Genomic DNA, 26,276 nt, shown 5'->3' on the forward strand with positions numbered 1-26,276 from the left:
CCCGGACCCCACCTCGTCGTGGGGCCCGGCGCGGTGTCCTGCTCACCTCTGTGCGCCGCCAGGCGGCGCCACACCACCTGGAAAGACTCCGATCCTCGATGTCTGCACACCCGATGTCTGCACAGCCGACCGGCCGCCGCACCGTCGCGGCCGCCGCCGGCGGCGTCCTCGCGCTCGTCCTCACGGCCTGCGGCAGCAGTTCCGTCCCCGACCACTCCTCGATGCCCGGCATGGCCGGCATGTCCCGCACCGCCACGCCCGGCAACTCCGCCACCACGGTCCCCGCGAGTTCGGATCCCGCCATGGGCGGGATGGACGGCATGGGCGGGATGGACGGCATGGGCGGGATGGACGGCATGGGCGCAATGGCCACCGGGGACGGCCTGTCGGCCGCGAAGGACGGCTACCGGCTGAAGGCCGCCACCACCCGCCTCCCGGCCGGAAAGGCGGCCGGCTACCGGTTCACCATCATGGGCCCCGACGGCAGGCCGGTCACCGCCTTCGCCGTCGACCAGACCGAGCGGCTGCACTTCTACGCCATCCGCACCGATCTCACCGGCTTCCAGCACCTGCACCCCACCATGACCGCCGACGGCACCTGGACCGCCGGCCTCGCCGCTCTACAGCCCGGTACCTGGCGGCTGTACGCCTCTTTCACCCCGGCCACCGGGGCCGGCAAGGGCCAGGACTTCGTCCTGAGCACCACCGCCACCGTCCCCGGCACGGCCATGGCCAAGCCGCTGCCCAGGGCAGCCGCCACCGCCACCGTCGACGGCTACACCGTCACCGTGCACGGTGAGCTGATGGCAGGCATGGCCCACACCTTCACCGTCGCCCTCTCCAAGGACGGCAAGCCGGTCACCGACCTCCAGCCCTACCTGGACGCCTACGCCCACCTGACCGCCTTCCACGCGGGCGACCAAGCCTTCGCCCACCTCCACCCGCAGACCAAGGTCGACGGCAACCACGGCGGACCCGCCCTCACCTTCCACACCGAACTCCCCCAGCCGGGCGACTGGCGGCTGTTCCTGCAGTTCCAGACCGCAGGCACACTCCACACCACCGCCCTCACCCTCCACGCCGACTGACCGCCCCGGTGTGGTGGGCGCCGGAACGCGGCGCCCACCACACCCACGCCGGCACACCCGAGCGTGGCTGTGCAGCGCGCTGCACCTGCCGCAACCGGTGGCCGTCCGCCCCCGCCGCGAGGCATTCCGCCGAAGCGCGTCCGGCCACGATGGTCGCGCGGCCCACTGTCGCGCTTCGATGCAACCGTCGCAGCCGTCGAACTCTGTGTGACGGGCGGCGCTCCCCCATCACACGCATCCTCCTGACAACCACCCACGAACCTCCCAAGCAGCCCAATTCCTATGCGATCTGATGGAAGGTCACATAATTTCTGAGCTCTCTTCGGATGGTTGGCAAAAGGCGAGTCAAGTCGTACCCTTACCTCTTTCCTGTTATGAACATGGCACTCTACGTTTCTCGTTGATCATGTGAACTGTGGTGCCGGCGGGGCGTGCCTGTCTGAGGAGGACATAGCGTTGGGTGGGGTTGGAGCGCCGCGTTCCAGGCGGGCGCTGAGAGCGTTGCTGGTGGCCGCACTTGTGGCCGGAGCGGCACCCGGGGTTGGTCTCGCCGGTGCCGGGCAGGCGGTTGCGGCCGTGCCCGCCAAGGCTGCGAAGCCGGCAAAGTCCGCCAAGGCCGAGGCGCATCGCACGGCGCTGACGGAGAGTGCGGCGGTGACCGAGGCAACCGGCACAGGCCAGAAGGTCGAGATTTCCTCGCTGCGTGATGAGTCGAGTGAGACGTATGCGACCCCGGATGGCGGGTTGGAGACGGATCAGCATCTGCGGCCGGTGCGGGCGCGGGTGGGTGGGGTGTGGAAGGCGGTTGACAACACTCTGGTGAAGCGGTCGGACGGGAGTGTCGGGCCTGTGGTGGCGGCGGTGGGGATGACGCTGTCGGGTGGTGGTTCGGGTCCGTTGGTGACGTTGGATCGTGCCGGGCGGACGTTGTCGTACACCTGGCCGTCGGCGCTGCCGGCTCCGACGCTGCGTGGGGACACCGCGACCTACGCGGATGTGCTGCCGGGTGTGGATCTGCAGATGCGTGCGGATGTCGACGGGTTCCATGAGCTGGTGGTGGTCAACACCGCGGATGCGGCGAGGAACCCGGCGTTGGCGCGGTTGACGTTCGGGGTGCGGGCCAGTGGCTTGACGTTGGCGACGACGGCGGACGGGGGCCTGGAGGCCACCGACAGTGCGGGTGGCGGTGTGGTGTTCGCCGCACCGAAGCCGATCATGTGGGACTCCGGTACCGACGCCACCACCACCGCTACCGCCAGTACCCGCGCCGCTGCCAGTGCGGCCGCCGGTGCCCGCGCGAGGATGCTGGATGCGTCCTCGGACAGTGGCGGTGGCGATCCGGCGCAGGGTCCGACGGATTCGTCGCGTGTGGCGCCGATCGTGGCCGCGGTCGACTCGAAGACGTCGCAGCTGACGCTGACGCCCGATGCGTCCCTGCTGACCGGTGCGGCCACCTCCTACCCCTTGTACATCGATCCGCAGACGTATACCCCGAAGGCGGGGGACTGGACGATGGTGTCGAAGTACTGGGCGTCCAGTCCGCAGTACCACTTCAACGGTGATGCGGACGAGGGGGTGGGCTACTGCGGTTGGTCCTACTGTGCGCCCAATGACACCAAGCGGCTGTTCTACTCCTTCCCCACCTCGCGGTTTGCGGGGAAGTCGATCCTGAGTGCCACGTTTGTGGGGCATGAGACCTGGTCGGCGAGTTGTGGTGCCAGGAAGGTCGAGTTGTGGCGGACGAAGGGGTTCACGTCGGGGACGACGTGGAACTCCTCGTCGGACAACTGGCTGGACCTGTTGGACACGGTGAACGAGGCGCACGGCTATTCCGGGTGCGCTGCCTCGGATGTGGAGTTCGATGCCACCTCGGGGGTGAAGTACGCCGCGTCGCACAACTCCTCGACGACGAGTTTCGGGTTGCAGGCGTCGGACGAGTCGGATCCGTACGGGTGGAAGCGGTTCTCCAGGGATGCGTATCTGCGGGTGCACTACAACGCTCCGCCGAAGCAGATCGGGATGTCGCAGCTGTCGATGAGCCCGGGCGGTTCGTGTCACAGTCCGTCGAGTCCGGTGCGGATCGGGTCGCTTCCCTCGATCACGGCGGGGAATGTGACCGACCCGGACGGGGACGAGGTGAGTGTCCAGTTCGAGCTGTCGTGGGACGCGGGGGACGGCAAGGGGTTCACGACCCAGTGGACGTCGGCGAAGATCGGGCCGAAGAAGTCCGGGTCGACGTTCTCCACGAAGCTGACGGCCACGCTGTCGGGGAAGGCGATTCCGAAGAACAAGACGATCGGCTGGGCGGTCCGCTCGCAGGACTACGACGAGGGGACGTACTACAGCTATTCGCCGTGGTCGTACACGGGGTCGGCGACCGACTGCTACTGGGTGTACGACACCAGCGTGCCGGCCGGGCCGGTGATCACCTCCGGGGACTATCCGGCCATCAACGACGCCGACCCCAACGACCCGTCGTACGACGGGGTGGGCCGGGACGGCACGTTCACCTTCGACTCCACGGCCACGGACGTGGTCAAGTACTGCTACGGCGTGAACGCCGATCCGGTCTGCGACGCCGACCACACGGTGACCACCTCGGGCGGCGCGGCGAAGACGGCCACGTTCCGGCCGACCCGGGCGGGCACCAACTTCCTCAACGCGGTGGCCTACGACAGCGCCGGGAACATCTCCGAGCCGGAGGTGTACGAGTTCAAGGTCAAGGAGGGACAGCCGGCGGAAGCGCAGTGGCAGCTGGATGACGCCGCCGGATCCACGCAGGCAGCCGGCACCGCCGGTGAGCGGACCCTGGACGTACTCGGCTCGCCCACACTGGGTGCGCCGGGGAAGGTGGGGACCGATATCGACTTCAACGGCACCGATTCCTACCTGGCCTCCGACATCCCCACCGTGCACACCGACATCAGTTTCTCGGTGGCGGCGTGGGTGAAGCTGGACCGCATGCCCACCCAGGCGGCGATCGTCGCCGCGCAGCCGGGCAACAATGCGCCGGGCTTCGAGCTGTACTACTCGCAGGCGTATGACCGGTGGGTGTTCAACCAGTACACCGCCGACTCGGCATCGGCGACGCCGGTGCGGGCGATGTCCGCCACGGCCGGTGGGGTGTCAGTGGGGCAGTGGTATCACCTGGTGGGCTCCTACAGTTATGGGGACAAGCTGCTGTCGCTGTATGTCGACGGGCAGTTGGTGGGGTCGACCACGTACAGCACGGCGTGGGATGCCCGGCGGGGTCTGCAGATCGGGGCGGGCAACTACTCCGGGGGTGCCGCGAACTTCTTCCCCGGCACCATTGACGACGTGCGGATCTTCGACAAGCCGCTGGTGGCCAGTGACGTGGCGCACCTGTACAACGGCGAGCCGCTGGGGACGGGGCGTCCGGCCCGTGCGGTCTTCCCTCTGGACGAGGCCGCCACCCAAGCTGACGGCACCGCCACTACCCAGATACACGGGCGGGCGGATGTGGAGCCGGCGGTCTTCCACGGGGGTGTGACGGCGGGCGGTGCGGGTGCGCAGGATCAGGCGCTGACGCTCGACGGCACCACCGGGTATGCGGCCACGCGTTCCTCGCATGTCAACAATGTGCACAGTTTCTCGGTGGTGGGCTGGGCGAAACTGTCCACCAAGCCGAGTCATGCCGCGATCATCGCCACCCAGATCGGCACGTATCGTCCAGGTTTCGAGTTGTACTACTCGGCCACGTACGGCTGGTCGTTCGACGCCTACACCGCGGACTCCGACAGCGCCACGATCGTGCGCGCCGCCCAGGGCGACACCACCCGCTCCCCGGCGGGGGTGTGGACGCAGGTGCTGGGTTCCTACGATGCGAACACCGATGACATGCGGCTGTATGTCAATGGGGCATGGGTGGCGACCACCACGTTCACCGCGCCGTTCTACGGCGGCGGCCCGACCCAGATCGGCGCCGGGTCCTACGACGGCGCGCCGGGGAGTTTCTTCCCCGGGCAGGTCGACGACGTGCAGTTGTTCGACCGGGCGTTGTCCGCGCCGGAGGCCGCGGCGATGTATGACAGTCAGTTTCAGGTCGGCGGCCGGTGGGCGCTGGAGTCGGCCTCGGGCACCCCGCAGGTCTCACCGGACTCGCTGCCCACCGCAGCAGATCAGCATCCGCTGACGCTGGGCACCGGCGCGCAGGTCGATGCCACCGGCGGCAGCAGTGTGGTGGGTATGGGCGCGCTGGTGCTGAACGGCACGTCCACCGGGTATGCGTCGACGAGTGTCTCGCCGATCCACACCAACACCAGTTTCACGGTCAGCGCGTGGGTGTCCACGCCGGCGCGGCCGACCAAGCCGGTGACGGTGATGAGTATGGCCGGGACCAACGCCAACGGCTTCGCGGTGCGGTATGTGCCCGACTCCGGTGACCCGGCGAACGCGGGGAGTTGGCAGTTGCAGATGGCGAATGCGGACAGTACGTCGGCGACCGTCTCGACCGCCCCGGACACCAGCTTCCAGAGCAACGGGGCGTGGGATCACCTCACGGTCGTCTACGACCTGATGGCCGGGCAGATGCGGCTGTATGTCAACGGCGAGCTGCAGCAGAACCTGTGCTCGGACAGTGACGACGACGGCACGCCGGACGATCCGACCTGCACCGAGACGGTGTCCTGGAACTCCTCCGTCCTGCCGTTCGACGCGACCAAGGGCCTGCAACTGGGCCGCATCAAGACCGGCACGTCGACCTGGGGCGAGTACTGGCCCGGCGTCATCGACGACGTCTGGGCCTTCACCGGAGTCGCCTCCGACACCCAGATCGCCGCACTCGCCTCCGGCGTCGATCTGAACACCACCACCGGCCCCTGACCAAGCAGTAACTCCCGGGGCGGCGCGACGGTCACCGCGCGCCGCCCCACCAGGAGAGCCGAACCAGGTGACCGCGAGTTTCTGCGCGAGCCGCATCCGGACTGCGGCAGCGATTCTGCGACGGACGTCGAGGGATGGGGACAGGACGAGCGTGATACGAGGACGACGCGCAACTTCGGGCCGGGCAGCACGCCGGACCACCTTGCTGGTCTGCGGCCTGCTGGTCGTCGGCCTGCTTCAGGCGACTGCTGCGCCTGTGGCCCAGGCGGACGACATGCCGGGCAAACCGTCCCCGGGCAAGCCGGTCGCCGGCCACTCGGTCACCAAGGCGGCCCCACGCCCGAGCGACGGCCTGCCGCACCAGCCCGCCCAGGCGCCCAAGCACACCTGGGCCGAGCCCGGCAGCGCCACCGTCACCCTCCCGGCTGCCGAGGGCAGGACATCGGCCGTCCGGGCGGGGAACCTCCCGGTGGCCCTCACCGTCCCCGCGGCGGCGACAGAGGCCGGCTCGGGCACGAAGACGGCGGGCAGCAGGGCCGTACCGCTGACCGGCGCCGCGACGGTGCGGGTGCTCGACCAGAAGGCCGCGCGGGCCGCCAAAGTGGACGGCCTGCTCTTCACGGTCACCGCGCAGCCGGGTGCGAGCGGCGACACCGTGGGCGTGCGCCTGGATGACAGCGGGTACGCGCAGGCCTACGGCGGCGCGTATGCGACGCGGCTGCACCTGGTCCGGCTGCCCGCATGCGCGCTGACCACTCCCGACAAGGCGTCGTGCACCAAGCGCACCCCCTTGCGCACAATGAACGATTCGAGCGCACACACGCTGACCGCCGACGCGGTGTCCCTGGACGCCATGAGCAGTACGGATGGGGGCGCGGTGGTACTGGCCGCGACACCGGGCTCGTCCAGTGATCACGGCGATTACTCGGCCTCGTCGCTGGCCCCGTCCTCCGCCATGATGGTGGGCCTGAACACGGGTGACTTCTCGTGGTCCTATGACATGCCGGTGCCCGACGTGCCGGGAAGCTTCACCCCGGATGTGGGCCTGTCGTACGACTCGAGCGCGGTGGACGGACGCACGAACAACACCAACAACCAGTCCTCCTGGGCGGGCGACGGTTTCGATCTGTGGCCGGGGTTCATCGAGCGCAGCTACAAGCCCTGCGCCGACGAGGGGGTGAAGGACGCCTCCGGGAACAAGGTCGGGGACCTGTGCTGGGCGTACGACAACGCCACCATCTCCTTCAACGGTCACTCCGGACAGCTGGTGGCCACCGGCACCAACTCGTTCCGCATCAAGGACGACGACGGGACCAAGGTCGACCGGATCTACGGCAGCACCACTGATGTCCGCTCCAACGGCGCCCACAACGACGAGTACTGGCGGGTGACCACCACCGACGGCACCCGCTACTACTTCGGCTACAACCGGCTGCCCGGCTGGGCCAGCGGCAACACGGCCACCAACTCCACCTGGACCACGCCGGTCTACGGCAACAACTCCGGCGAGCCCTGCAACGCCTCCACCTTCGCCGCCTCGTGGTGCCAGCAGGCCTGGCGGTGGAACCTGGACTACGCCGTCGACACCCACGGCAACGCCATCGCCTACTACTACACCAAGGAGTCCGGCTACTACGGCCGCGACAACACCGCCTCCAGCCCCACCGCCTACGACCGCGGCGGCTCCCTGGACCACATCGAGTACGGGCTGAAGTCCACCGCCGTGTACTCGGCCAAGGCGCTCGCGCGGGTGGACTTCGCCACCGCGGAGCGGTGCCTGGAGACCACCTCCGGGACCTGCGACGCCACCAAGATCGACACCAACTCCTTCTACTGGTACGACACACCGTGGGACCTGAACTGCAAGTCGACCGGCAACTGCGACACCTTCAGTCCGACGTTCTGGTCGCGTAGGCGACTGACCTCGGTCACGACCCAGGTGGTCAAGTCCGACGGCACCTACACGCCGGTGGACAGCTGGGACCTGGTCGACCAGTGGGGCATGGCCGACATCGACTACCAGCTGGAACTGGCCTCCATCCAGCACACAGGAAAGGCCGACACCCCCGAAGGCGCCCCCGACATCACCCTGCCCAAGGTCACCTTCGGCTACGACCAGCGGACCAACCGCCTGGACATCCCCGGTGACAACACCTCCCCGTTCATCAAGGAACGCGTCGCAACCGTCGACGACGAGTCCGGCGGGCAGATCGACGTCACCTACTCCACCGCCGCCTGCGACGCCTCCGACCTCCCCACCCCGGACTCCAACACCACGCTGTGCTTCCCGCAGTACTACACCAAGCAGGGCGATGAGAATCCCTCCCTGCAGTGGTTCAACAAGTACGTGGTGAACCAGGTCATCCAGACCGACCGGTCCACCACCGCGCCCGCTCCCGACATGGTGACCAGGTACGACTACCTGGACGGTGCGGCGTGGCACTTCGACGCCGACGACGGCCTCACCAAGGAGAAGTACAAGACCTGGTCCACCTTCCGCGGGTACGCACATGTGCGGGTGCAGACCGGCGGCCAGGACCCGGTGGGGATGCTCTCGCAGACCGACCACTACTTCCTGCGCGGCATGGACGGCGACAAGACCTCCGGCGGCACCCGAAGCGTGAGCGTCTCGGACGACAACGGCGGCACCATCACCGACCACGACTCCCTGTCCGGGATGGAGTACAAGACCGAGGACTACTCCGGCCCCGGCGGCAAGGTGCTGGACAAGACCGTCAACACCCCCTGGTATCACCAGACCGCGTCGGTCACCCGCACCTGGGGCACCATCACCGCGAACCTGACCGGCACCGCCGAGACCCGCACCTGGACCTCGCTCGACAACGGCGCCGGCGCCAACTGGCGGACCACCGATGTGAAGAACACGTTCGAGAACACCGCAGGCCGCGTCACCCAGACCGATGACCAGGGCGATGTGTCCACCTCCAGCGACGACAGGTGCACCAGGACCACATACGTGGACAACGCCAGCGCCTGGATCCTGAACGTCCCCTCCCGGGTACAGACGCTGTCGGTGGCGTGCTCGGCCACCCCGAACTACTCCAAGGACGTCGTCACCGACTCCCTCACCGCCTACGACGGGCAGGCCTACGGCGCCGCACCGACCCTCGGTGACGAGACCCGCAACGCGAGCCTGAACTCCAACAACGGCACCACCATCACCTACCTGGAGTCCGGCACCGGCTATGACTCCTACGGCCGCACCACCTCCACCACCGACCTGACCGGCGATGTCACCGCGACGGAGACCGGCAGTCCGACGCGCACCGACCGTTCCGACGGCCGGACCACCACCACGGTCTACGCCCCGACCACCGGCTTCCCGACCACGGTGACGGTCACCACCCCGCCGGCCACTCCCGGCAGCTCCGCCACCGCGCAGACCACCACCACCACGCTGGACACGGTGCGCGGCCTGCCGGTGACCGTGGTGGACACCAACACCAAACGGACCGACACCGTCTACGACGCGCTCGGCCGCAAGCAGAAAATCTGGCTCGCCGACCGGTCCAAGGCCAACAGCCAGACCCCCAACTACTCCTTCTCCTACACCATCACCGCCGGTCAGCCGGTCACTGTGGGCACCACCACGCTGGCGGGCACCGGCACCGCGACCGGCTACACGCTGTACGACGGCTTCCTGCGGGCCCGCCAGACCCAGACACCGGGCCCCCAGGGCGGCATGCTGGTGGCCGACACCTTCTACGACTCCCGCGGCCTGGTCGCGAAGTCCTTCGCGCCCTACTACGCGCCGCAGGCGCCCTCGACCGCCCTGTACTCGCCCAACAACGTCCCGGCGGTGGAGACGCAGACCTGGAACAGCTACGACGGACTCGGCCGGACCACCCAGAGCCAGCAGGTGGCCGGCAACAGCGACGGCGGCCAGGTGCTGTCCACCACCACAACCACATACGGCGGCGACCGCACCACGGTGACCCCGCCGCAGGGCGCCACCCCGACCACCACGATCACCGACGCCCGGGGCAACACCCGCGAGCTGGACCAGTACCACGCGTCCACCCCGACCGGCGCCTACGACAAGACGCTCTACGACTACACACCCTCGGGCAAGCTGTCGAAGCTGACCGACCCCGCAGGCAACATCTGGTCCTACACCTACGACCAGCGCGACAACGAGACCCAGGCGGTCGACCCGGACTCCGGCACCACCACCTCCGCCTACGACGACCGCAACCAACTGCTGTCCACCACCGACCAGCGCGGCAAGTCGGTCACCCATCTGTACGACGGTCTCGGCCGCGAGACCGAGACCCACGACGGCGACGCCACCGGCCCACTGCTGACCAAGCACGTGTGGGACCCCACCGGCTTCAAGGGCCAGCTCTCCTCCGCCACCCGCTACGTCGGCGGCGCGACCGGCTCCGCCTACACCGTGGCCTACCAGCTCTACGACAACCTCTACCGGCCGCACCGCACCACCACCACCATCCCCGCCGCCGAGGGCTCGCTGGCCGGCTCCTACCAGAGCACCGTGCAGTTCAACGCGGACGGCACCACCCAGTCCATCGGCTACCCCGCGGCCGGAAGCCTCACCGCCGAAGCGGTCCTTCCCACCTACGACGACGTGCTGCGGCCCGTCACGCTGTCCGGTTCCGGCGGCGCCACGTACGTCACCGGTACGACCTACAGCAACACGGGCCAGCCGCTGCAGTACACCTACCAGGCGGCCGGCGGAAAGACGACCCAGGTCACCAACACCTACCAGTGGGGCACCCGGCGCCTGTCCAACTCCCGCGTCGACCGCCAGGACGTCCCCGGCACCGACAAGTCCGCCACCTACGGCTACGACCAGGCCGGCAACATCACCTCCGTCAGCGATGTCTCCCGGGACGGCACCGACGACCAGTGCTTCCAGTACGACCCCTTGCGCAGACTCACCGAAGCATGGGCGCAGGGCAGCACCGGCTGCGCCGCCACCCCGTCCGCTTCGGTACTCGGCGGCCCGGCACCGTACTGGCAGTCCTTCGGTTACGACACCGTCGGCGACCGCAAGTCCGAGACCGACCACTCACCGACCGGGAACAGCGGCCAGGACACCGTCCGCAACTACACCTACCCGGCGGCCGGCGGCCCGCAGCCGCACACGCTCGCCGGGGTGCAGACCACCAGTCCCAGCGGCACCTCGCTGGACGCCTACACCTACGATTCCGACGGCAACACCAAGACGCGGACCGTGGGAGGCAACAACCAGACCCTCATCTGGGACAGCGAGGGCCATCTGGCGCAGGTGACCACGGACGACGGCCACGGGGGAACCAAGAACACCTCCTACGTCTACGACGCCGACGGCAACCGGCTGATCACCCGAACGGACAGCTCCACCACCCTGTTCCTCGGCAACACCGAGATCACCCTGGCCACCGGATCGACCACCCCGCACGCCACCCGCTACTACGACCTCGGCGTCGGCAACCAGGCCGTACGCAACGACGACAACAAGCTGTCGTTCCTGATCTCCGACCATCTCGGTACCAGCCAACTCGACGTCAACAGTGCTGATCAGACCATGCAGGAGCAGCGCACAACTCCGTTCGGCGGAACGCGCGGCGCCACTCCGGCGAGCTGGTCCGGCGACAAGGGCTTCATCGGGGGCACCGACGACCCCGGTACCGGCCTGACCCACCTCGGAGACCGTGACTACGACCCCGCAAGCGGCCGTTTCCTCTCCGCCGACCCCCAGCTCGACACCAGCGATCCGCAGTCGCTCAACGGCTACGCCTACGCCGACAACAACCCCGTGACCGAGTCCGACCCGAGCGGTGACGGGCTGGCCTGCGGCCGTGGCTTCGACGTGGACTGCCCCAAGAACGGCCAGACCCACGGAGACGGCACCAAGTGCCACACCGGGTGCAAGGCGGACCCGCCCAGCACGCACCACAAGACCGGCGGTAAGGCCCCCGCATCGCACAAGAGCGGCACTGGCAAGAAGTCGCTGCCGAACGACTTCCTCAAGGACAAGCCGTTCCACCCGGCGAACAACCGCAACGGGGCCAACAACGCGGCTCAGCTCTACGCTGTGCACTACCATTTGACCTGCGACAGGGGCAAGCTCCAGGTGATCTGTTACGGAAGCTCGCCCGGTGGCGATCAGCCCGCGACAGTCGGCGATGTACTCTTCTGGCCGGGGGACAGGGCGTCCTTGCAGGCGCGCCGCAACTACGACGACCAGGTCAACGACACGCTGCGAGCCGCGGAAGGGTCGGCAGCCGTGAAGAAGTACGGCAGGAACCTTCTGGGGCACGAGGCCAGGCATTCCCTGCAGTGGGCGAAGTACCACTCCGTCACCGCATACCTGGTGGCCTATGCCAAAGCGAGCACCAAGTCGTATCTCTCCGATCCGGATGTCTACCAGCGACTCCGCGACGGACGGGTCGTCGTCCTGAACATGGCCCCGAGCCCCGCCTTGAACAACAGTTTCGAGCAGGACGCGAACCTGTACTGGGGCGGATACCTCACCCGAGTCCCGGATCCGGATCCCTATGCCCCCGTTGATTCATGAGAAGGCGGGGAAGCGTCCCGTGCGCTTCCCCGCACTCCTGGCCTGCCTTGTTGCGAGCAGCGCCTGGCTCGCCGGCTGCACTCCCGCGCCGAAGCCCGTTCTGGCCGTGCAGTGGGCCGGCGGCCACCTGGAGATGTCGACAGTGCTGTGCCCGGGCGGATCCGTCGTCGGTGCGATGGTCTACGACGAGACGCAGGATTCGTCGATCGGCCACCGCTGGTGGGTGGCGGCACCTGCCAGTGACCGCACCGAGACCATCACCGCCTTCGAGGTTCCCGACGGGTGGACGTTGAAGGACCACAGCCTCCGCGAACTGCTGCCCGGCGTGACGTACGAGGCCTCGGTGGACACCGTCGGTGCGGGAGACCGGGAAGGAATGGTCTCCTTCACCCTGGAGTCACTCCGCGGCCTGAAGTCCGGACAGCTCCTGGTCAGCCAGGGCCATGGCAGCAAGGTCGAGGACCGGGCAGCCTTCGAAAAGGAGGCCGGTTCCAGCTGTTGACCCCGGCTGCCGGTCGGCCGCGGCTCAGGGCGGTCGCTCCCGTTCCTGAGAGCACCGTCGCTTCCGGCCCTGTCCCGACGGGATGCCGCAAGCCTCCGCCGTGGCCCGGCAGACGGGCTCGGCGAGGCTGTCGGCTCCCCCGTCGGCGGACGGGGTGTCGGCGCACGGACCAGGAGGCAGGCACATCCTTCTCCGCTTTCCTCGCTCTCCGGACCGGCGGAGCCGTGGAGCTCGCTGGTACCGGAGGCAATGTCACCGCGGGGTCCGCCAGACCGTCAGGTCGCCCGGCCTGAAGGCGGGCGCCAGCTTCACCTTCAGCGGCCCCGCGCTGCGCAGGACCGACTCCTACGTCAACTATCTGGGATAGTGCAGCACCGCCAACCAGCAGGGTGAGCCGGACGGCTTCATCTTCAACTCCTGGCTGCCTGGTGGCACCGGTTCGGCGGGCAACGAGATCGGCCTCACCTTCGCCCACGCAGGAGTGGCGTGCCAGGGCGCATCACGGCAGCCCATCCAACCGACCCGGCCGACCGTGCCCGGGACCGTACAACGATCAAGCCACACCCGTCCCGCACGCACAACCTGGTCGCCGTGCATTCGGGCGACCGCCGGGTGGCGCGTCAGCACATCCGGGGTGCCGTGGATCGGCCGACCCGGGCCTTGTGTCACCCTCCTGGGGCTGACTCCGTCACGACGCGGAGGTACGACTCGACCGCCTCTTGTCGCCACCGCCGTGCCCCGCGACGCCCGCCGCGGCCGAAGGCGAGGCCGTGCTGGAGAAGAAGCTCCGAACCCTGCACGCCGCACTGAACCGCGAATTCAGCGGCGCCGCGCAGCTGGGAGCGTGCCACTTGCCCGTCGGTGACAGGCCGGCCGGTGAAGGCAATCCCTGCGTCGTGGACCGCCGCGATGACGCGTATGGCCTTGGCGCGAACGGTTGGGCCAGAGGCGAATGCGGCCACGCCGTTCTCCAGGGTTGAGATCGCGCCCCTGAAGGACGGGGAGGATGTCAAGAGCTGACGACGCCGGGAACAGTGGTCAATAGGCCGCGAGCAACTGCTCGAGCAGAGCCGCGGTGGCTTCGCCGGTCGAGGTCCGTGTGACGACGTTGAGCTCCCAGGTGATGCGCTCTTGCAGAGGGACGACTGCGATGCCTTCGCTTGGCGGGATCAGCAGTTCGGGGAGCAGTGCGATGCCGAGGCCGTTGGCCACAAAGACCGGGATCGAGCTGGTCTCGGTTGCCTCGGCTTTGACGTCGCGCACAACCCCGCGTGCGCTGAGCTCGGCGTCGAGGACATCCCGGTTGCCGAAACCGACAGGGGCGTCCACGAAGCGCTCATTGGCGAGGTCCTGCAGCGCCAGTCCCGCGCGCGATGCGAGTTCATGGTCGGCCGGGAGGATGACCGCGTAGGGCGTTGTGGCGAGCCGGTGCACGACAAGGCCTGGGCCCGCGGTGGCCGCCGGGAGCCCGTACATACTGAGATCGAGCCGCCCCCGCCGCACGGCGTCGGCGAGCTCCGCCGAGCCGGACGCAGACGCGCGCAGGCGGAGGTCGACGAGCGGGTGTTCGCGGTGGAAGGCGCCGATGACCCGCGGGATCGCGAGGTAGCTCACGCTGGAGAACACCCCGATGCGCAGCTCGCCCCGCAGTTCGCCTCGCGGGTCGGCCGCGATGCGGGCGCTCGCCTCGGCGCCGACGAGCGCGCGGAGCGCGGGCAGCACCGCCTCTCCAGCGGCGGTGATCCGCACCCCTCGCTGGTCCCGATCGAAGAGCGCGGTGCCGAGCTCCCGTTCCAGCGCCCGAACGCCGGCGGATACGGTCGACTGCCCTGCGTGGACCCGTTGCGCGGCACGGGTGAAGCTCAGCTCGTCGGCGACCGCAATCGCGTACTCGACCAGTCGGGTCTCCATCTCTCCCTGCCTCCTGCTCCATCGTTCCCATCGATAACTGTGAACAAGAGTATGCGTTGGACACGATGACATGAGGAGTCGAGCATGGAGGAATGACGACGACCGCGGCTCCCCCGCTGACTCCAGCCCAGACTCCACCCACCGGACGGCTCCCGCATGGGGTGGGCTTCTGGATCATCGCGCTCGCCTTCAGCACCGAGCTCGCGTTCTGCGCCGTCCCGACGCCCCTCTACGCGATCTACCAGCAGCGCGACGGCTTCCCGACGATCGTCCTCACCATCATCTTCGCCGCATACGCGGCCGGGGTCATGCTGAGCCTGTATCTCGCGGGCCATGTCTCCGACTGGCTCGGACGCCGACGCGTGATCCTCGGCTCACTGCTCGTCAACCTGCTGGCCGCGATCCTCTTCCTCGTCCGGAACGACGTCGCCGGCCTCATCACCGCCCGCTTCATCAGCGGACTGGGCATCGGCATCCTCACCGCCACGGCGACCGCACACCTCTCCGAACTCGGCGCAGCGGCCAACCACGCCAGAGGTCGCGTCGCCCTGGTGTCGACCTTCGCCAACCTCGGCGGCATCGGCCTCGGCCCGCTGATCGGCGGGGTCATCGCGACCTGGTCCACACGACCGCTCACCGTGCCCTTCGTGGCCTTCGCCATCCTCCTGGTCGTGGAAGGGATCCTGCTCGCCTTCGTTCCCGAGACGGTCGAGCGCCGTGAGGAGCGCCCTGCCTACCGGCCGCAGCGCGTCGCAGTGCCGGCGGCAGGCAGGGGCGCGTTCTGGGCGGCTGGAGCGGCGGCGTTCGGGGCGTTCGCGGTGTTCGGCACCCTCATGGGACTGTCCTCCACCTTCCTCGTCGGCATCCTCGGACTGCACTCGCACCTGCTCGCCGGCCTCGCGCCCTTCATCCTCTTCATGGCCGCGGCCCTCGCGCAGATGGTCACCGTGCGGCTGGCGACGCCCCCTCAGATCAAGCTCGCCCTCGCGCTCGCCGTCCTCGGACTAGCGAGCATCGGCGTTGCCGCCATCGTCGCCTCGCTTCCGTTCTTCCTCATCGGCGCAGGAATCACCGGCGCGGGCATCGGCATCCTGTTCCGAGCCGCCCTCGGCACCGTCGCCGCGGCCGCGGATGCGGAGCGCCGAGGCGAGGCACTCGCCGGCATTTTCCTCATCGCCTACGCCGGCATGACCATCCCACCGCTGCTCACCGCCGCCGCGCTCAGGGTCTGGCCCACGGTCGCCGTGCTCGTCGGCCTTGTCACCCTCGCTGCGACCCTCGTCACCGTCTCCGGCTCCCGGATGCTTCGCCGCTGAAACAGGTCAGATCAGCTAGTCATGTGCGAGCTGTGCCGTTCAGAGACTCATCGCTGCTGGTCAAGCCGCTCAGCCGCACTCATCGATGACGCCGCCGAGTGTTCCGGTCATACGGAGGAGTCGGTGCGTGGTCAGTCGGTCGTGGGCGGCCTGGTGGGGGCGGTGGCCGTTGCAGTGGAGGGCGTAGAGAACTGGCCCTGGCAAGGCGCCCGGCAGCAACTCTTCGCCGCCCTGCATGCCCCACCACGGGCTGACACCCCAGCTGATCCGCACGCGAGGGCCCGAGACCTGTGCACATGGGGAAGAGCTGGGCGCGGGTGGTGCAGCTGACCGACCGCTCGGTGGCCCGGATCGAGGACGAGCTGCCGAAACATTGCCACCAGCCGGCGGAGCGGCCGCCGGCTACCTGGAGGCGTTGCAAACCGCGCTGGTACTGCACCCCCTCCGCCCACGCCGCGACGGCCGTGTGCCGCCCGGCGCCGAAGGCCGATCCGGATCCACGGCGGCGTCGAGACCACCAACGGCGACGGCTTCAAGAAGACCAAGAACCGCTCCACGTTCCTGCCTCCAGCGAAGGATGTCAGGCGGCGTACTCCGCAGCTGATCCCGCACCGCGAGGCTCGCCGTTCGGCAACTCCTGTTCGGTCCAGAGACACTTGCCGTCCTGGAGATACCGGGCACCCCAGCGCTCGGAGAGGGCTGCGACAAGTTGGAGGCCTCGTCCGCCTTCGTCGGTGTAGTCGGCACGGCGGATGCGGGGAGTGTTGAGACTGCCGTCGTAGACCTCGCAGATCAGGGTCCGGCTGCGCAGAAGGCGCAGCCGGACAGGGCCTCTGGCGTGCCGGACGGCGTTGCCGACCAGCTCGCTCACCAGCAGTTCTGTGATGAACACAAGGTCGGCCAGTCCCCAAGCCGCGAGTTGTGCGCGGATGTACTGGCGGGCCTGGCCGGCGGCCCGAGGATCCTCGGGGAGGTCGCAGCCGGCGACGTCACTCGGGTCGGCGCATCGGGTGTGGACGATGAGCAGGCCGGCGTCGTCATTGGTCTGCCCGCTGTCGGGCAGCAGCGCCGAGACGACCGTGCCGCACAACTCCTCCAGACGCCGGACGTCGTCGTCTTCGTCGGCGGCCTGGAAGTACGCGGCGGGGGATGCGACCTGGGCCAGGACCTGCTGGAGGCGGGCCAGCCCCTGCTCTACGTCCTGGGTGGCCGACTCGATGAGCCCGTCCGTGCACAGGACGAGCAGGCTCTCGCCGGGCAGCTGCAGCTGATGTGTCTCGAAGGGCGGCTGTGCGGCGCCCAGCGGCGGGTCCGCGGCGACGACGGGGCTGTGGACGGTGCCGTCGGGATGGACAACAACCAGTTGCGGGTGGCCGGCCAAGGCGTAGGAGAAGATGCGGGCGACCGGGTCGAAGACCCCGTACAGACAGGTGGCGTAGAAGTCGTCGCCCAGCTCGGAGACCATGTCGTTGAGGCGGTCGAACAACTCGTCGGGAGGTATGTCCAGGTCGGCGAGGGTGCTCACGGCAGTGCGCAGCCGTCCCATGGTGGCCGCCTCAGCGATACCGTGCCCCATGACATCGCCGATCACGATGGCGACCCGGTCGGCGGACAGGGGGATCATGTCGTACCAGTCTCCGCCCACCTCCTCGCCCTGGCCCGCGGGCAGGTAGCGGGCGGCGGCGCAGGCGGCGGGCAGCCGGGGCAGCGCGCGAGGCAGTAGGCCGCGCTGCAATTCCCGAGCGCGGGCGTGCTCCCTGTCGTAGAGGCGGGCCCGCTCCAGGGCCTGGCCGACCAGACCGCTCAGAGCCGTCAGCAGGGTGCGCTCGTCGACGCTGAACGGGCGCGACTCGCTGAAGGAGACCGTGCACAGACCGATGGTCCGGCCGGAGGCGATCATGGGCAGGAACGCCCACGCCCCCTTCGGCGACTTCGCACTCACTTGGCTCATCGAGGGATAGAGCCGCTCGTACTCGGCTTTCGACTCGATGAACCGGGGGGTACGCGTGCGTACCACGTCGTGGATCGTGGCGTAATCGGAGAGCGGGAACCCGTCCATCAGCCTGATGAACTCCTGCGGGTATCCGGCAGAGCCGACGGCATACAACCGGTCGTCCTCCTCGCGCACCTGGAACAGCAGCCCGTCGGCTCCGAAGGGGGGCATCACATGGTCCGCGACAGCCTGCACGACGTCCTGGGAAGTCACGGCCTCGGCGAGCGCGGCGGTCAGCTCGCCCATCAGCATGGAACGCTCGACCATGGATGCCGGACAAGGGGCCGACGGCTGGGGCGCACCGTACACCTGCGCCGCAGCCCATGCCGCGATCGCGTGCAGGAAGGACCGCTGCATCCTGTCCGGCTCGCCGGCCCCGCCCATGAGCACGGACAACGCTCCAAGGGGACCGTCGGCACCCATGAACGGCACCGCAGCGGTACCGGACGCGCCGACCCCCAGTGGGTCCCCGTCCACCCACACATAGCCGCCGCGTCGGACGGCGCGTGCGGGCGCCGCATCCTGCTCGCGGCGCAGTTGCGCCCACGTCCCGGCGGCGCACGCTGGGGCGAACTCATCGAAGGCCACCAGCCGCAGCCGCCCGTCATCGGGCTCACACCAGTGCGCCATGGCTTCCAGACCGTCCAGGCATGTCTTCGCCTGTCGGAGGGCCAGTGCAAGAGCCAGGGCCCGGGTGCTGTCCGGCAGCCCTTCATCCGGCGACCGAGCAGCCGACGAACCCTGGGGATTCACCCGGCTCAGCGGCTCGGAGCAGCCTCCGAAGGAGCTCTCCCCAACGGTCATCTCGCCCTGCCCTTCTGTTCAGGGGGAGGGAGGAATAGTAAAAATCGCTAGATTTCGCCCTTCCCAATGAACGCTAGCACTCGTGCGGTCGGGGACGTGGTGCAGGCGGTTCTCGATGCCCGAGCGGCCTTTGCTCCAGGCGGCGAGTTGGTCGCCGGCGACCGGGCCGGGCTCCAGGCTGGTGATCAGGTAGACGCGTTGATGGTGAGCTTGCCAGTGGACAGGTCGCGTCGCCAGCGGACGGCCTGGAGCGCCTGGCGGGCGTCGGGGCACCTCGACGGTCCCGATCTCGCAGTACCGCTTCTGACGGATGCGTCCGCCGTCCTTCGCGTGGACCCGGTGCAGGGGCACGCTGTGCTGCTCGGTGGCGGAGCGGACGGCCACGCTCCGCGCGCTGCCATGACGGTTTGACCGCGGAAGGTACCAGAAACGGGGGTATCGATGATGAGGGCATGCGCGTCGGACTGCTCCCCATCGGGGAAGTTGTTCGCTCTCGCGTATGCCTGGGGCTTGCGGTGGCGAGCGACCCAGGAGCCGGTCTTCATGCGGTGGGTGGTGCAGTCCTCGGGCCGCTGGTGAGGTCTGGCCGCGTAGGGGTCAAGTGGGCCGTCGATGTCGAGGAGCAGAAGGGGGGAGGTCAAAGGGCAGAGCGGCCGGGCGGCGTTGGGACCGACGTCACTCACTGCAGGCCGTTGGGACCTTCGACCTCTGCTTCCCGGCCGGCCCGGGCGGAAGATGAGAGGTGAGGGAGAAGGAACGGCGGGCTGACCGAGGAACGCGGTCAGCCCACGAGGTGAGGCCGATGATGTTCTGGTACGACCACGATGTCGGTGGCTGGGGCTGGTTGGTGATGTCAGTCGGCATGATTCTGTTCTGGGTCGCGGTCGTCATCGTCGCCGTGCTGCTTTATCGAGCCCTGAGCCACCGCTACCAACAGCACCACGCCACCCCGGGGCCCACGCCCGAGCAGATCCTGGCCGACCGGTTCGCCCGTGGCGAGATCGAGGAGGAGGAGTACCGGCGCCGCCTGTCCGTGCTGCGAACCCCTGGCCACCCGACGGAGCGATGACAGGTGGTGCTCGCCCTCGCCCCGGGGCCGGGCCGGCCTTGCAGCGCCGAGTCCAAGAGCGTCCTCGTCTGCACCGCAGCCTCCCGCGGATCCGACAGCCCGGCTTGGGCGCGGTGCGGCCCATGAGCCGTCGGCTCGGGCCCCTCAGGCAGTCCGGATGACACGGCCGGTGACCCGGGTCGGGCTGAGCCTCACCCACAGGTCGCGCTTGCCTCCGACCCAAGGCTCCGCCACCTGCGTGGCAAGAAGCCGGATGCTGTCCAGATCGGACACATGTTCGACAGTACCCATGACCAGGACACTCCATCCCGACCTCAGAGCCTCGTCCACGTCGTCGACCTCGAACGCGATCTCTGTACCCGGAGCAGCAGCCGTGACGGCATCGGGGTCGGTGCGGTAGACGATGGCGCCGGCAACCACCGTGTAGTTGACCGGAAGCACGGCGGTGCCCTCCGGCGTCGGCACTGCGACGCGGCCGACTCCATGTGTGCCCAGCCGGTCCCGGCATTCCTCCGGTCCGAGTCCGCCGAGGAGGGGATGGGGTGCTGCTGGTCCCTGCCCGACAGGTCTGTCGGCAGGCCCTGCCAGTAGCTCGTGGGGGGTCAAGTGCAAGGCGTCCGCGATCCGCGCCAAACCGTCGGGATCGAAGTCACCGCCGAGTTCCTCCAGCAGTTCGAGGTAGCGCGGGGACATACTCGCCCGGCGCGCCAGCTCCTCGATACTGATCCCGAGCGACACGCAATGCCGGGCCACACGGCGGGCCATGTCGCCGCGCTGTGGCGTCGGCACCCCGGGCGCCTCCCGGGACGCTGCGATCTTCTTGCTCACGGTCATGCACCTCCTACCGTCGAGCATGTCACCGGCAGCTGTTCCACTCCTGCCGACCGATGGGAGGTGCCACGGCACCCAAAGATCCCGCCATGGCTGGGGCATGCGGGCACCAGGCCCGGCCGCTGCGGGTGCGGGCCAGGGCGTCAGTTCGTCTCGGTTCTGTCCGGGGCGTACAGGTCCAGCAGGCGGGTGCGGGTGGCGTGCAGCCGCCTGCCGATCACTGCCGCGCAGAGCAGCGCCAGTTGGTGGCCGAACGCATGGTCGGCCTCGCATCGCGCACGGACTTCGGCGGCGTCGAACTCAAAGGCTTCGACCGGCGTTCGCGTATGGGCACCCAGTGTCCACAGATAGGGCGGGAACAGCCATGACCAGCCCAGCAGGTCCCCTCCATGGACGGTTGCGATCACGGTGGGCCGGTGTCCGGGGATGTGCATGTCCAGGTCGACCCCGCCACTGCGGAGCACCCAGAACCGGTCCGCGTGCCGATGCTCTTCGAACAGCCTCACGCCGGCGGGGAAGGAAACCTCATGCGCCAACTCCGTGAGCGTGTTGCGATGCTCCTGGCTCAGGTCATCCAGGAAGAAGTGCATGGTGTCACCGTCCGATGTCACAGGGCCCGGTGGCTGGGTGGTTCAAGCTGTCCGTTCCGCACCGGTGGGTCTGCGTCCATGGTCGACCGACTGGGGACTGGAGGCCAACCGTGGGTACAACCACTGCGTGCCCGGTTTCCGTGTGGGGCTCTGCCGGCAGCAGCCGCGGGCAGGGGTGCCAGTCGTACTGGTCCGCGGCATTCATTGTCTCCGGACGACGGCAGGAAGCTCCCCGGGCGTCGCTGTCGTACCCCGCGATCACCCACGATCAGGACGGGTGTCCCGGCAGAAGGTGCCCTCGCCCGGGCCTGGGTTTCCTGATCCAATGAAACTGTCGAGTGAAACAGGCCGGAATGTTCCGTTCAGGAGGTGTGTGGCCGTGTCTGAGAAGTCCGAGAATGCGGCGCCTTCGACATTCCCGCACCCTGGTGACCTCGGGCGGCGCGTGGCGGCGCGTCGTACTGAGCTCGGGCTGAGCCGCGAGGAGGTGGCCGGCAGGGCGGGGATGGCTGCGAGCTACATAGCGTATGTGGAGGGGAAGCCGGCTGAGGTCCCGATCGGCGCTCTGCTGAGGCTGGCAGCTGCCCTGGAAACCGTCCCCGCCCGGCTGCTGGGCGGCCACGTGGACGCTCCTCCGGGTCGGGCCCAAGCAGCGTCCCACCCCGCGCTCGCGCAACTGGACCAGCGGGAGTGCCGCGAACACCTCGGGCATCGCGGGGTCGGCCGCGTGGCGTTGTCCACCTCCGAGGGCCCCACCGTGTTCCCGGTCAACTACGCCATGGTCGAGGGTGCGATCGTCTACCGGACGACCCCGGGCGGGCCGGCGGCGGCTGCGGTCGATCACGAGGTGTGCTTCGAGGTCGACCAGGTGGACGACGTCCTGTCCCAGGGGTGGAGTGTCCTCGTGGTCGGTCACGCCGAACGGATCGCCGATGCCGAGGCGGTGCAGAGGCCGACCGACCCGGCCCTTTCCTCCTGGGCGGGCGGCGCCCGGGACCTGTGGGTCCGCATCGTCCCGACCAGGATCAGCGGCAGGTCCATCCAGACGGCGTGAACGCAGCTGCGCCCAGCCGGGGGCCGAGGCCTTGACGTCCTTTGGCTGCGACGCTCGACCCAACCCACCCGATCGCGGTTCCGGCCCGATCGCAGTTCCGGCCCGATCGCAGTTCCGGCCCGATCGCGGTTCCGGCCCGATCGCAGTTCCGGCGGTCCGCACACCACGGCCTTCGGTGTGCGCCGCCGTTCTCGCCGGGCGGGATCAGCGCCAGCTCAGTGCCGGCCCCGGAATGTGCTGCGCGTGCCCGTCGGCCCGGTACCGGGCGCATGCCCGGAGGTGTCGTCGACCTGGTAGCCGAGCACGGTGTGCACAGCCACCACGCCATCCACCGACCAGCAGAGCCGGGCCAGGAGCGGGATCATGCTGTTGTTCTCCACCTGCCCCCGCAGAGTGACCACGCCGTCCTCGACCTCCACCGCGACGTCCCTGGTGTCCAGCCACAGCGTCTGCTGCAGGACATCGTCGACGATCTCCTCACGGATCGCCGTGTCACTTCGCAGGAAGACCCGCAGCAGATCGGTGCGACTGACGATCCCGATCAAGCGGTCCACCTCGTCGACCACCGGCAGACGCCGCACATGGTGCTGCTCCATGGCACGAGCAGCCTCCGGGACCGTCCACTCCGGGTGGGCCGAGAACAGGTCGGCAGTCATCACACCCTGTGCCGTCTCGGCCGTCACCCGGGCCTGCTCGGCGTGGGTCGGCGTCCCCGCCCGCGCGCGCCCCTGGGGATCCGGCAGGGACGCCTCCTTCTGGAGCAGGTCGGCCTCGGAGACCAGCCCCACCAGATGATCCGCGGCATCGACCACCGGCACGGCGCTGACCGCATTGCGGTCGAGCAGGTCGGCGAGTTCCTTGAACGGGGTGTCCGGGTGAGCAGTGACGACAGACCTCGTCATCACGTCCGCAACGGTGCGGTGGTGCATGGTGGCCTCCTGCGGTTAGGTGCCGGGTGCGGTACCGCACCTCCATTGTCGCCCGACAGGGCGAGCGACACCTTCCAACGGAAGCAGCGCTTGACGTCCTCCTTCCCGACCCCGCGACGAGGCCGGGAGTGGTCCGGGCGCAGGTGCAGGTCCTCTCCCGGACGGGCGCCGGTACGGCGGGACGCGCCTCCAGGGGCCGGAGGGATGGAAGCACGCCCGACCCTGACCGCATGGCGGCTGCGCCGCGCCCGCCCCCGGATGCCGCGGCAGAGGCAACGGCCGCGGATCACAGCGGCCAGGCGATGCTGCTGCCGGGTTCCACAACGGCCGTGCGCCCCTTGTACTCGACCCTGATGGGATCGGCCGGGCCTGGCGGAAGCGCGACATGCAGCCCCCGGGCGTCGATGTGCAGATGAATGCCGTCGTGCCCGCGAAAGCGCAGATCGACGTCCAGTCGGCCGAGCTGAGCGGGCAGTTCCGGGCTCAGCCGGAGGGTGTCGTCATGGACGTCCAGGCCGGTGTAGCAGCGCTGCACCAGGTCGACCGCACCGGCCATGGCCCCCAGGTGAATGCCCTCGGCTGTGGTGCCGCCCTGGATGTCGTGGACATCCGCGGCAAGGACCTCTCGGAAGAACCGCCAGGAGGCGGCCCGGTCGGAACGGGCCAGCACCCAGCTGTGGACGGCCGCACTGAGTGTGGACCCGTGCGCGGTGCGCCGCAGGTAGTACGCCACCGTCCCGGGCAGCAGCCCCGGTTCGGCCGGGCAGCCCAACTGACGGAGCAGCGGCAGGAGTTCGTCGGCGGAGAACAGATAGCACAGCATCAGTGCGTCCGCCTGCTTCGAGACCTTGTACCGGTTGGGGTTGTCGCCCTCGGCTTCCAGGATGCGGTCCAGGCGGCGGATGTCGCCGTACCGACGGCGGTAACCGTCCCAGTCCAGCTCCTCCAGCCGCTCATAGCCCTCGAACTGGCTGATGACGCCCTGGTGGAAGGGCACTGCAAGGCGGCGGCGTACCTCCTCCCAGCGGTTCAGCTCCTCGCGGTCCAGCCCCAGCCGCTCCGACAGCTCCTGCCTCCGGTACGGCGGCAGGAGGTCCAGGGACTCCAGGGCCCGGCCCAGCACCCAGGCGGCCATGACGTTGGTGTAGGCGTTGTCGTCGATGCCGGGCCGCGCCGACCAGGGATAGCCGGTGTGGTACTCGTCGGGGCCCATGACTCCGGTGATGCGGTACCGGTCGCACGTGTGGTCGTACCAGGCCGTGCTGCTCCAGAAGCGGGCCACCTCCAGCAGCAGCTCGGCCCCGTAGCGGGCCAGGAAGTCCGCGTCACCGGTGGCCTGACAGTACTGCCAGACGCTGTAGGCCACCGCCGAACCGACATGCCGCTGCAGACGTGTGCGATCCGGAAGCCAGCGGCCCGAGCGCGGATTCAGGTGGAGCCGCTGGGTCTCCTCCCGGCCGTCGCTTCCGCTCTGCCAGGGGAACATCGCCCCGGCACGGCCCTCCTCCTGTGCCGCGTGCCGTGCCTCTGCGAGCCGCCGGTGGCGGTGGCGCAGCACTGCCCGGCTGCGTTCAGGGAAGCGCAGGTTGAAGAACGGGAGGATGAACAGCTCGTCCCAGAAGACATGTCCGCGATAGGCCTCGCCGTGCAGCCCGCGCGCGGGGATGCCCACATCCAGGTCGACGGAGTGCTCGGAGCAGGTCTGCAGCAGGTGAAAGATGTACAGGCGCAGGTTTCCGGTGTCCTGCGGGCGGTCGGTGTCGGTACGGCAGCGCCGCCACAGCTGCTCCCAGCACAGGGTGTGCTCGCGCAGCAGGTCGTCGAAGGCGCCTGCGCGTGCAACCAACCTCCGCGCTGAGGAGGCCGGGGACGCGGTGCCCAGCTCGCGGTCGCGGGAGGTGCATACCGCGACGGTCTTCTCGACCGTGGTCGGGCGCCCCTCCCCCACCCGCACGGTGAGGTCCTGCCCCACCCAACCCTGCCGTGCCGTGGTCCGCCGCTTCGCGGCCGCCGGAACGCCCGCGTTCTGCACCCGGATCCGCGCCGCCTCGGCGATGCTCAGCGGCGAGGCATCCATCCCCACCTCCAGCCACACGACGTCGCCCGCGCCGTCCTGAGCCCTCGGCACCAGGTGGCGGGAGGCCAGGCCCTGGTAGCGGGTGACTCCGGTGTTGGAGACGGTGGCGTCCAGACCGGCCCGCACCTCCACAAGCCCGGACCAGTTGCGGGGAACCCAGGTGGTCTCCAGAGCGACGAGGTGCGGCTGCCCCATATGCGCGATGCGCCGCTGGATCACCTCGGTGATCCGCCCCTGTCCGTCCTCGGTCCTCAGCCGTCGGGTGAGCACGCCCCGGAGCAGGTCCAGTTCCAGGACCTCCCGGGTCGCCCGCACACTACCGGCCGGAGCAGCTCCACCCACAGGCCCGACGACCTCCGGCGGCTCCGACGGTGCCGCATCGTCGCTCTGACCGAACCACGGCCCTCCTCCCGCCGGCCGGAAGGTCAACGGGAGCCAGTTCGGGCAGTTCACCAGGTCCTCGTTGACCACCTCACAGCCGGCTATCCGGGACATGGCTCGGTGGTAGCAGCCGGCCACGTAGGTCCCGGGATAGTGAACGCCGTCCGCCATGCATTCCGGCGCCGCACCGCGGGTCACCAGATAGCCGTTTCCGACGGCGCACAACGCCTCGCGCAGCCCCTCGGACTCCGCGTCCACACCCTCGTACCGCAGCAGCCAGGGATCCACCACAGCCGTCACCCTGCCGTTACACCCGCCCGGCGCCCGGCCGGCCACTGAGGGCGGCCT

General features: G+C 69.1%; 14 protein-coding genes. 8 read left to right on the top strand and 6 right to left on the bottom strand.

Features of this window, described 5'->3' with window-relative positions; translation table 11 throughout:
* Positions 1–113: 113 nt before the first annotated feature.
* The 5 genes from AB0761_RS04595 to AB0761_RS04615 all read left to right on the top strand — a co-directional run bounded on the left by AB0761_RS04595 (position 114) and on the right by AB0761_RS04615 (position 13,953).
* The gene (locus AB0761_RS04595) at positions 114–1,088 is read left to right on the top strand and encodes a hypothetical protein (protein ID WP_377267657.1); all 975 of its coding nucleotides are present in this window, start codon (positions 114–116) and stop codon (positions 1,086–1,088) included.
* A gap of 900 nt (positions 1,089–1,988) precedes the next feature.
* Complete coding sequence (locus tag AB0761_RS04600) at positions 1,989–5,930, top strand: LamG-like jellyroll fold domain-containing protein (RefSeq protein ID WP_377267659.1); 3,942 nt, start codon at positions 1,989–1,991, stop codon at positions 5,928–5,930.
* Between the two features lie 274 nt (positions 5,931–6,204).
* Complete coding sequence (locus AB0761_RS04605; protein ID WP_377267660.1) at positions 6,205–12,471, top strand: RHS repeat-associated core domain-containing protein; 6,267 nt, start codon at positions 6,205–6,207, stop codon at positions 12,469–12,471.
* Positions 12,472–12,490: 19 nt separating this feature from the next.
* Positions 12,491–12,973: a hypothetical protein gene (locus AB0761_RS04610; protein WP_377267661.1), complete on the top strand. Its 483-nt coding sequence runs from the start codon at positions 12,491–12,493 to the stop codon at positions 12,971–12,973.
* Between the two features lie 770 nt (positions 12,974–13,743).
* Entirely contained in the window at positions 13,744–13,953 is a 210-nt protein-coding gene (locus tag AB0761_RS04615; protein WP_377267662.1) for a hypothetical protein, read from the top strand.
* Between the two features lie 58 nt (positions 13,954–14,011).
* Here the strand turns inward: AB0761_RS04615 and AB0761_RS04620 are convergent, their stop codons facing one another.
* A complete protein-coding gene (locus tag AB0761_RS04620; protein WP_377267663.1) occupies positions 14,012–14,884 on the bottom strand; it encodes a LysR family transcriptional regulator in 873 nt (290 codons plus the stop codon).
* Positions 14,885–14,976: 92 nt separating this feature from the next.
* Here AB0761_RS04620 and AB0761_RS04625 point away from each other — a divergent pair, with 92 nt between their 5' ends.
* Complete coding sequence (locus AB0761_RS04625) at positions 14,977–16,200, top strand: MFS transporter (protein WP_377267664.1); 1,224 nt, start codon at positions 14,977–14,979, stop codon at positions 16,198–16,200.
* Between the two features lie 580 nt (positions 16,201–16,780).
* Here AB0761_RS04625 and AB0761_RS04630 read toward each other — a convergent pair.
* Positions 16,781–18,823, bottom strand: coding sequence for a SpoIIE family protein phosphatase (locus tag AB0761_RS04630; protein WP_377267665.1), 2,043 nt, complete (start codon positions 18,821–18,823; stop codon positions 16,781–16,783).
* A 976-nt stretch (positions 18,824–19,799) separates the two neighbouring features.
* Between AB0761_RS04630 and AB0761_RS04635 the strand changes: the two genes are divergently transcribed.
* Positions 19,800–20,066 (top strand): SHOCT domain-containing protein, encoded by a 267-nt coding sequence (locus tag AB0761_RS04635; RefSeq protein WP_377267666.1) that lies wholly within the window; start codon positions 19,800–19,802, stop codon positions 20,064–20,066.
* 144 nt (positions 20,067–20,210) lie between these two features.
* Here AB0761_RS04635 and AB0761_RS04640 read toward each other — a convergent pair whose 3' ends face one another.
* Both AB0761_RS04640 and AB0761_RS04645 read right to left on the bottom strand, forming a co-directional pair.
* On the bottom strand, positions 20,211–20,894 hold the full coding sequence (locus AB0761_RS04640) for a helix-turn-helix domain-containing protein (protein WP_377267667.1): 684 nt from the start codon (positions 20,892–20,894) through the stop codon (positions 20,211–20,213).
* 146 nt (positions 20,895–21,040) lie between these two features.
* On the bottom strand, positions 21,041–21,487 hold the full coding sequence (locus AB0761_RS04645; RefSeq protein WP_377267668.1) for a Crp/Fnr family transcriptional regulator: 447 nt from the start codon (positions 21,485–21,487) through the stop codon (positions 21,041–21,043).
* A gap of 379 nt (positions 21,488–21,866) precedes the next feature.
* On the opposite strand from AB0761_RS04645, the gene AB0761_RS04650 reads away from it, so the two are divergent.
* Positions 21,867–22,541, top strand: coding sequence for a helix-turn-helix domain-containing protein (locus tag AB0761_RS04650; RefSeq protein ID WP_377267669.1), 675 nt, complete (start codon positions 21,867–21,869; stop codon positions 22,539–22,541).
* A gap of 215 nt (positions 22,542–22,756) precedes the next feature.
* On the opposite strand, the gene AB0761_RS04655 is transcribed toward AB0761_RS04650, so the two are convergent.
* Together AB0761_RS04655 and AB0761_RS04660 are read right to left on the bottom strand one after the other, a co-directional pair.
* Positions 22,757–23,470: a CBS domain-containing protein gene (locus AB0761_RS04655; protein WP_377267671.1), complete on the bottom strand. Its 714-nt coding sequence runs from the start codon at positions 23,468–23,470 to the stop codon at positions 22,757–22,759.
* A gap of 286 nt (positions 23,471–23,756) precedes the next feature.
* Positions 23,757–26,219 carry a glycoside hydrolase family 65 protein gene (locus AB0761_RS04660; RefSeq protein ID WP_377267672.1) on the bottom strand — a complete coding sequence of 821 codons (2,463 nt, stop codon included), beginning with the start codon at positions 26,217–26,219 and terminating at the stop codon, positions 23,757–23,759.
* Between the last annotated feature and the right edge of the window lie 57 nt (positions 26,220–26,276).

The organism is Peterkaempfera podocarpi, assembly GCF_042466665.1.
Classification (GTDB): domain Bacteria; phylum Actinomycetota; class Actinomycetes; order Streptomycetales; family Streptomycetaceae; genus Peterkaempfera; species Peterkaempfera podocarpi.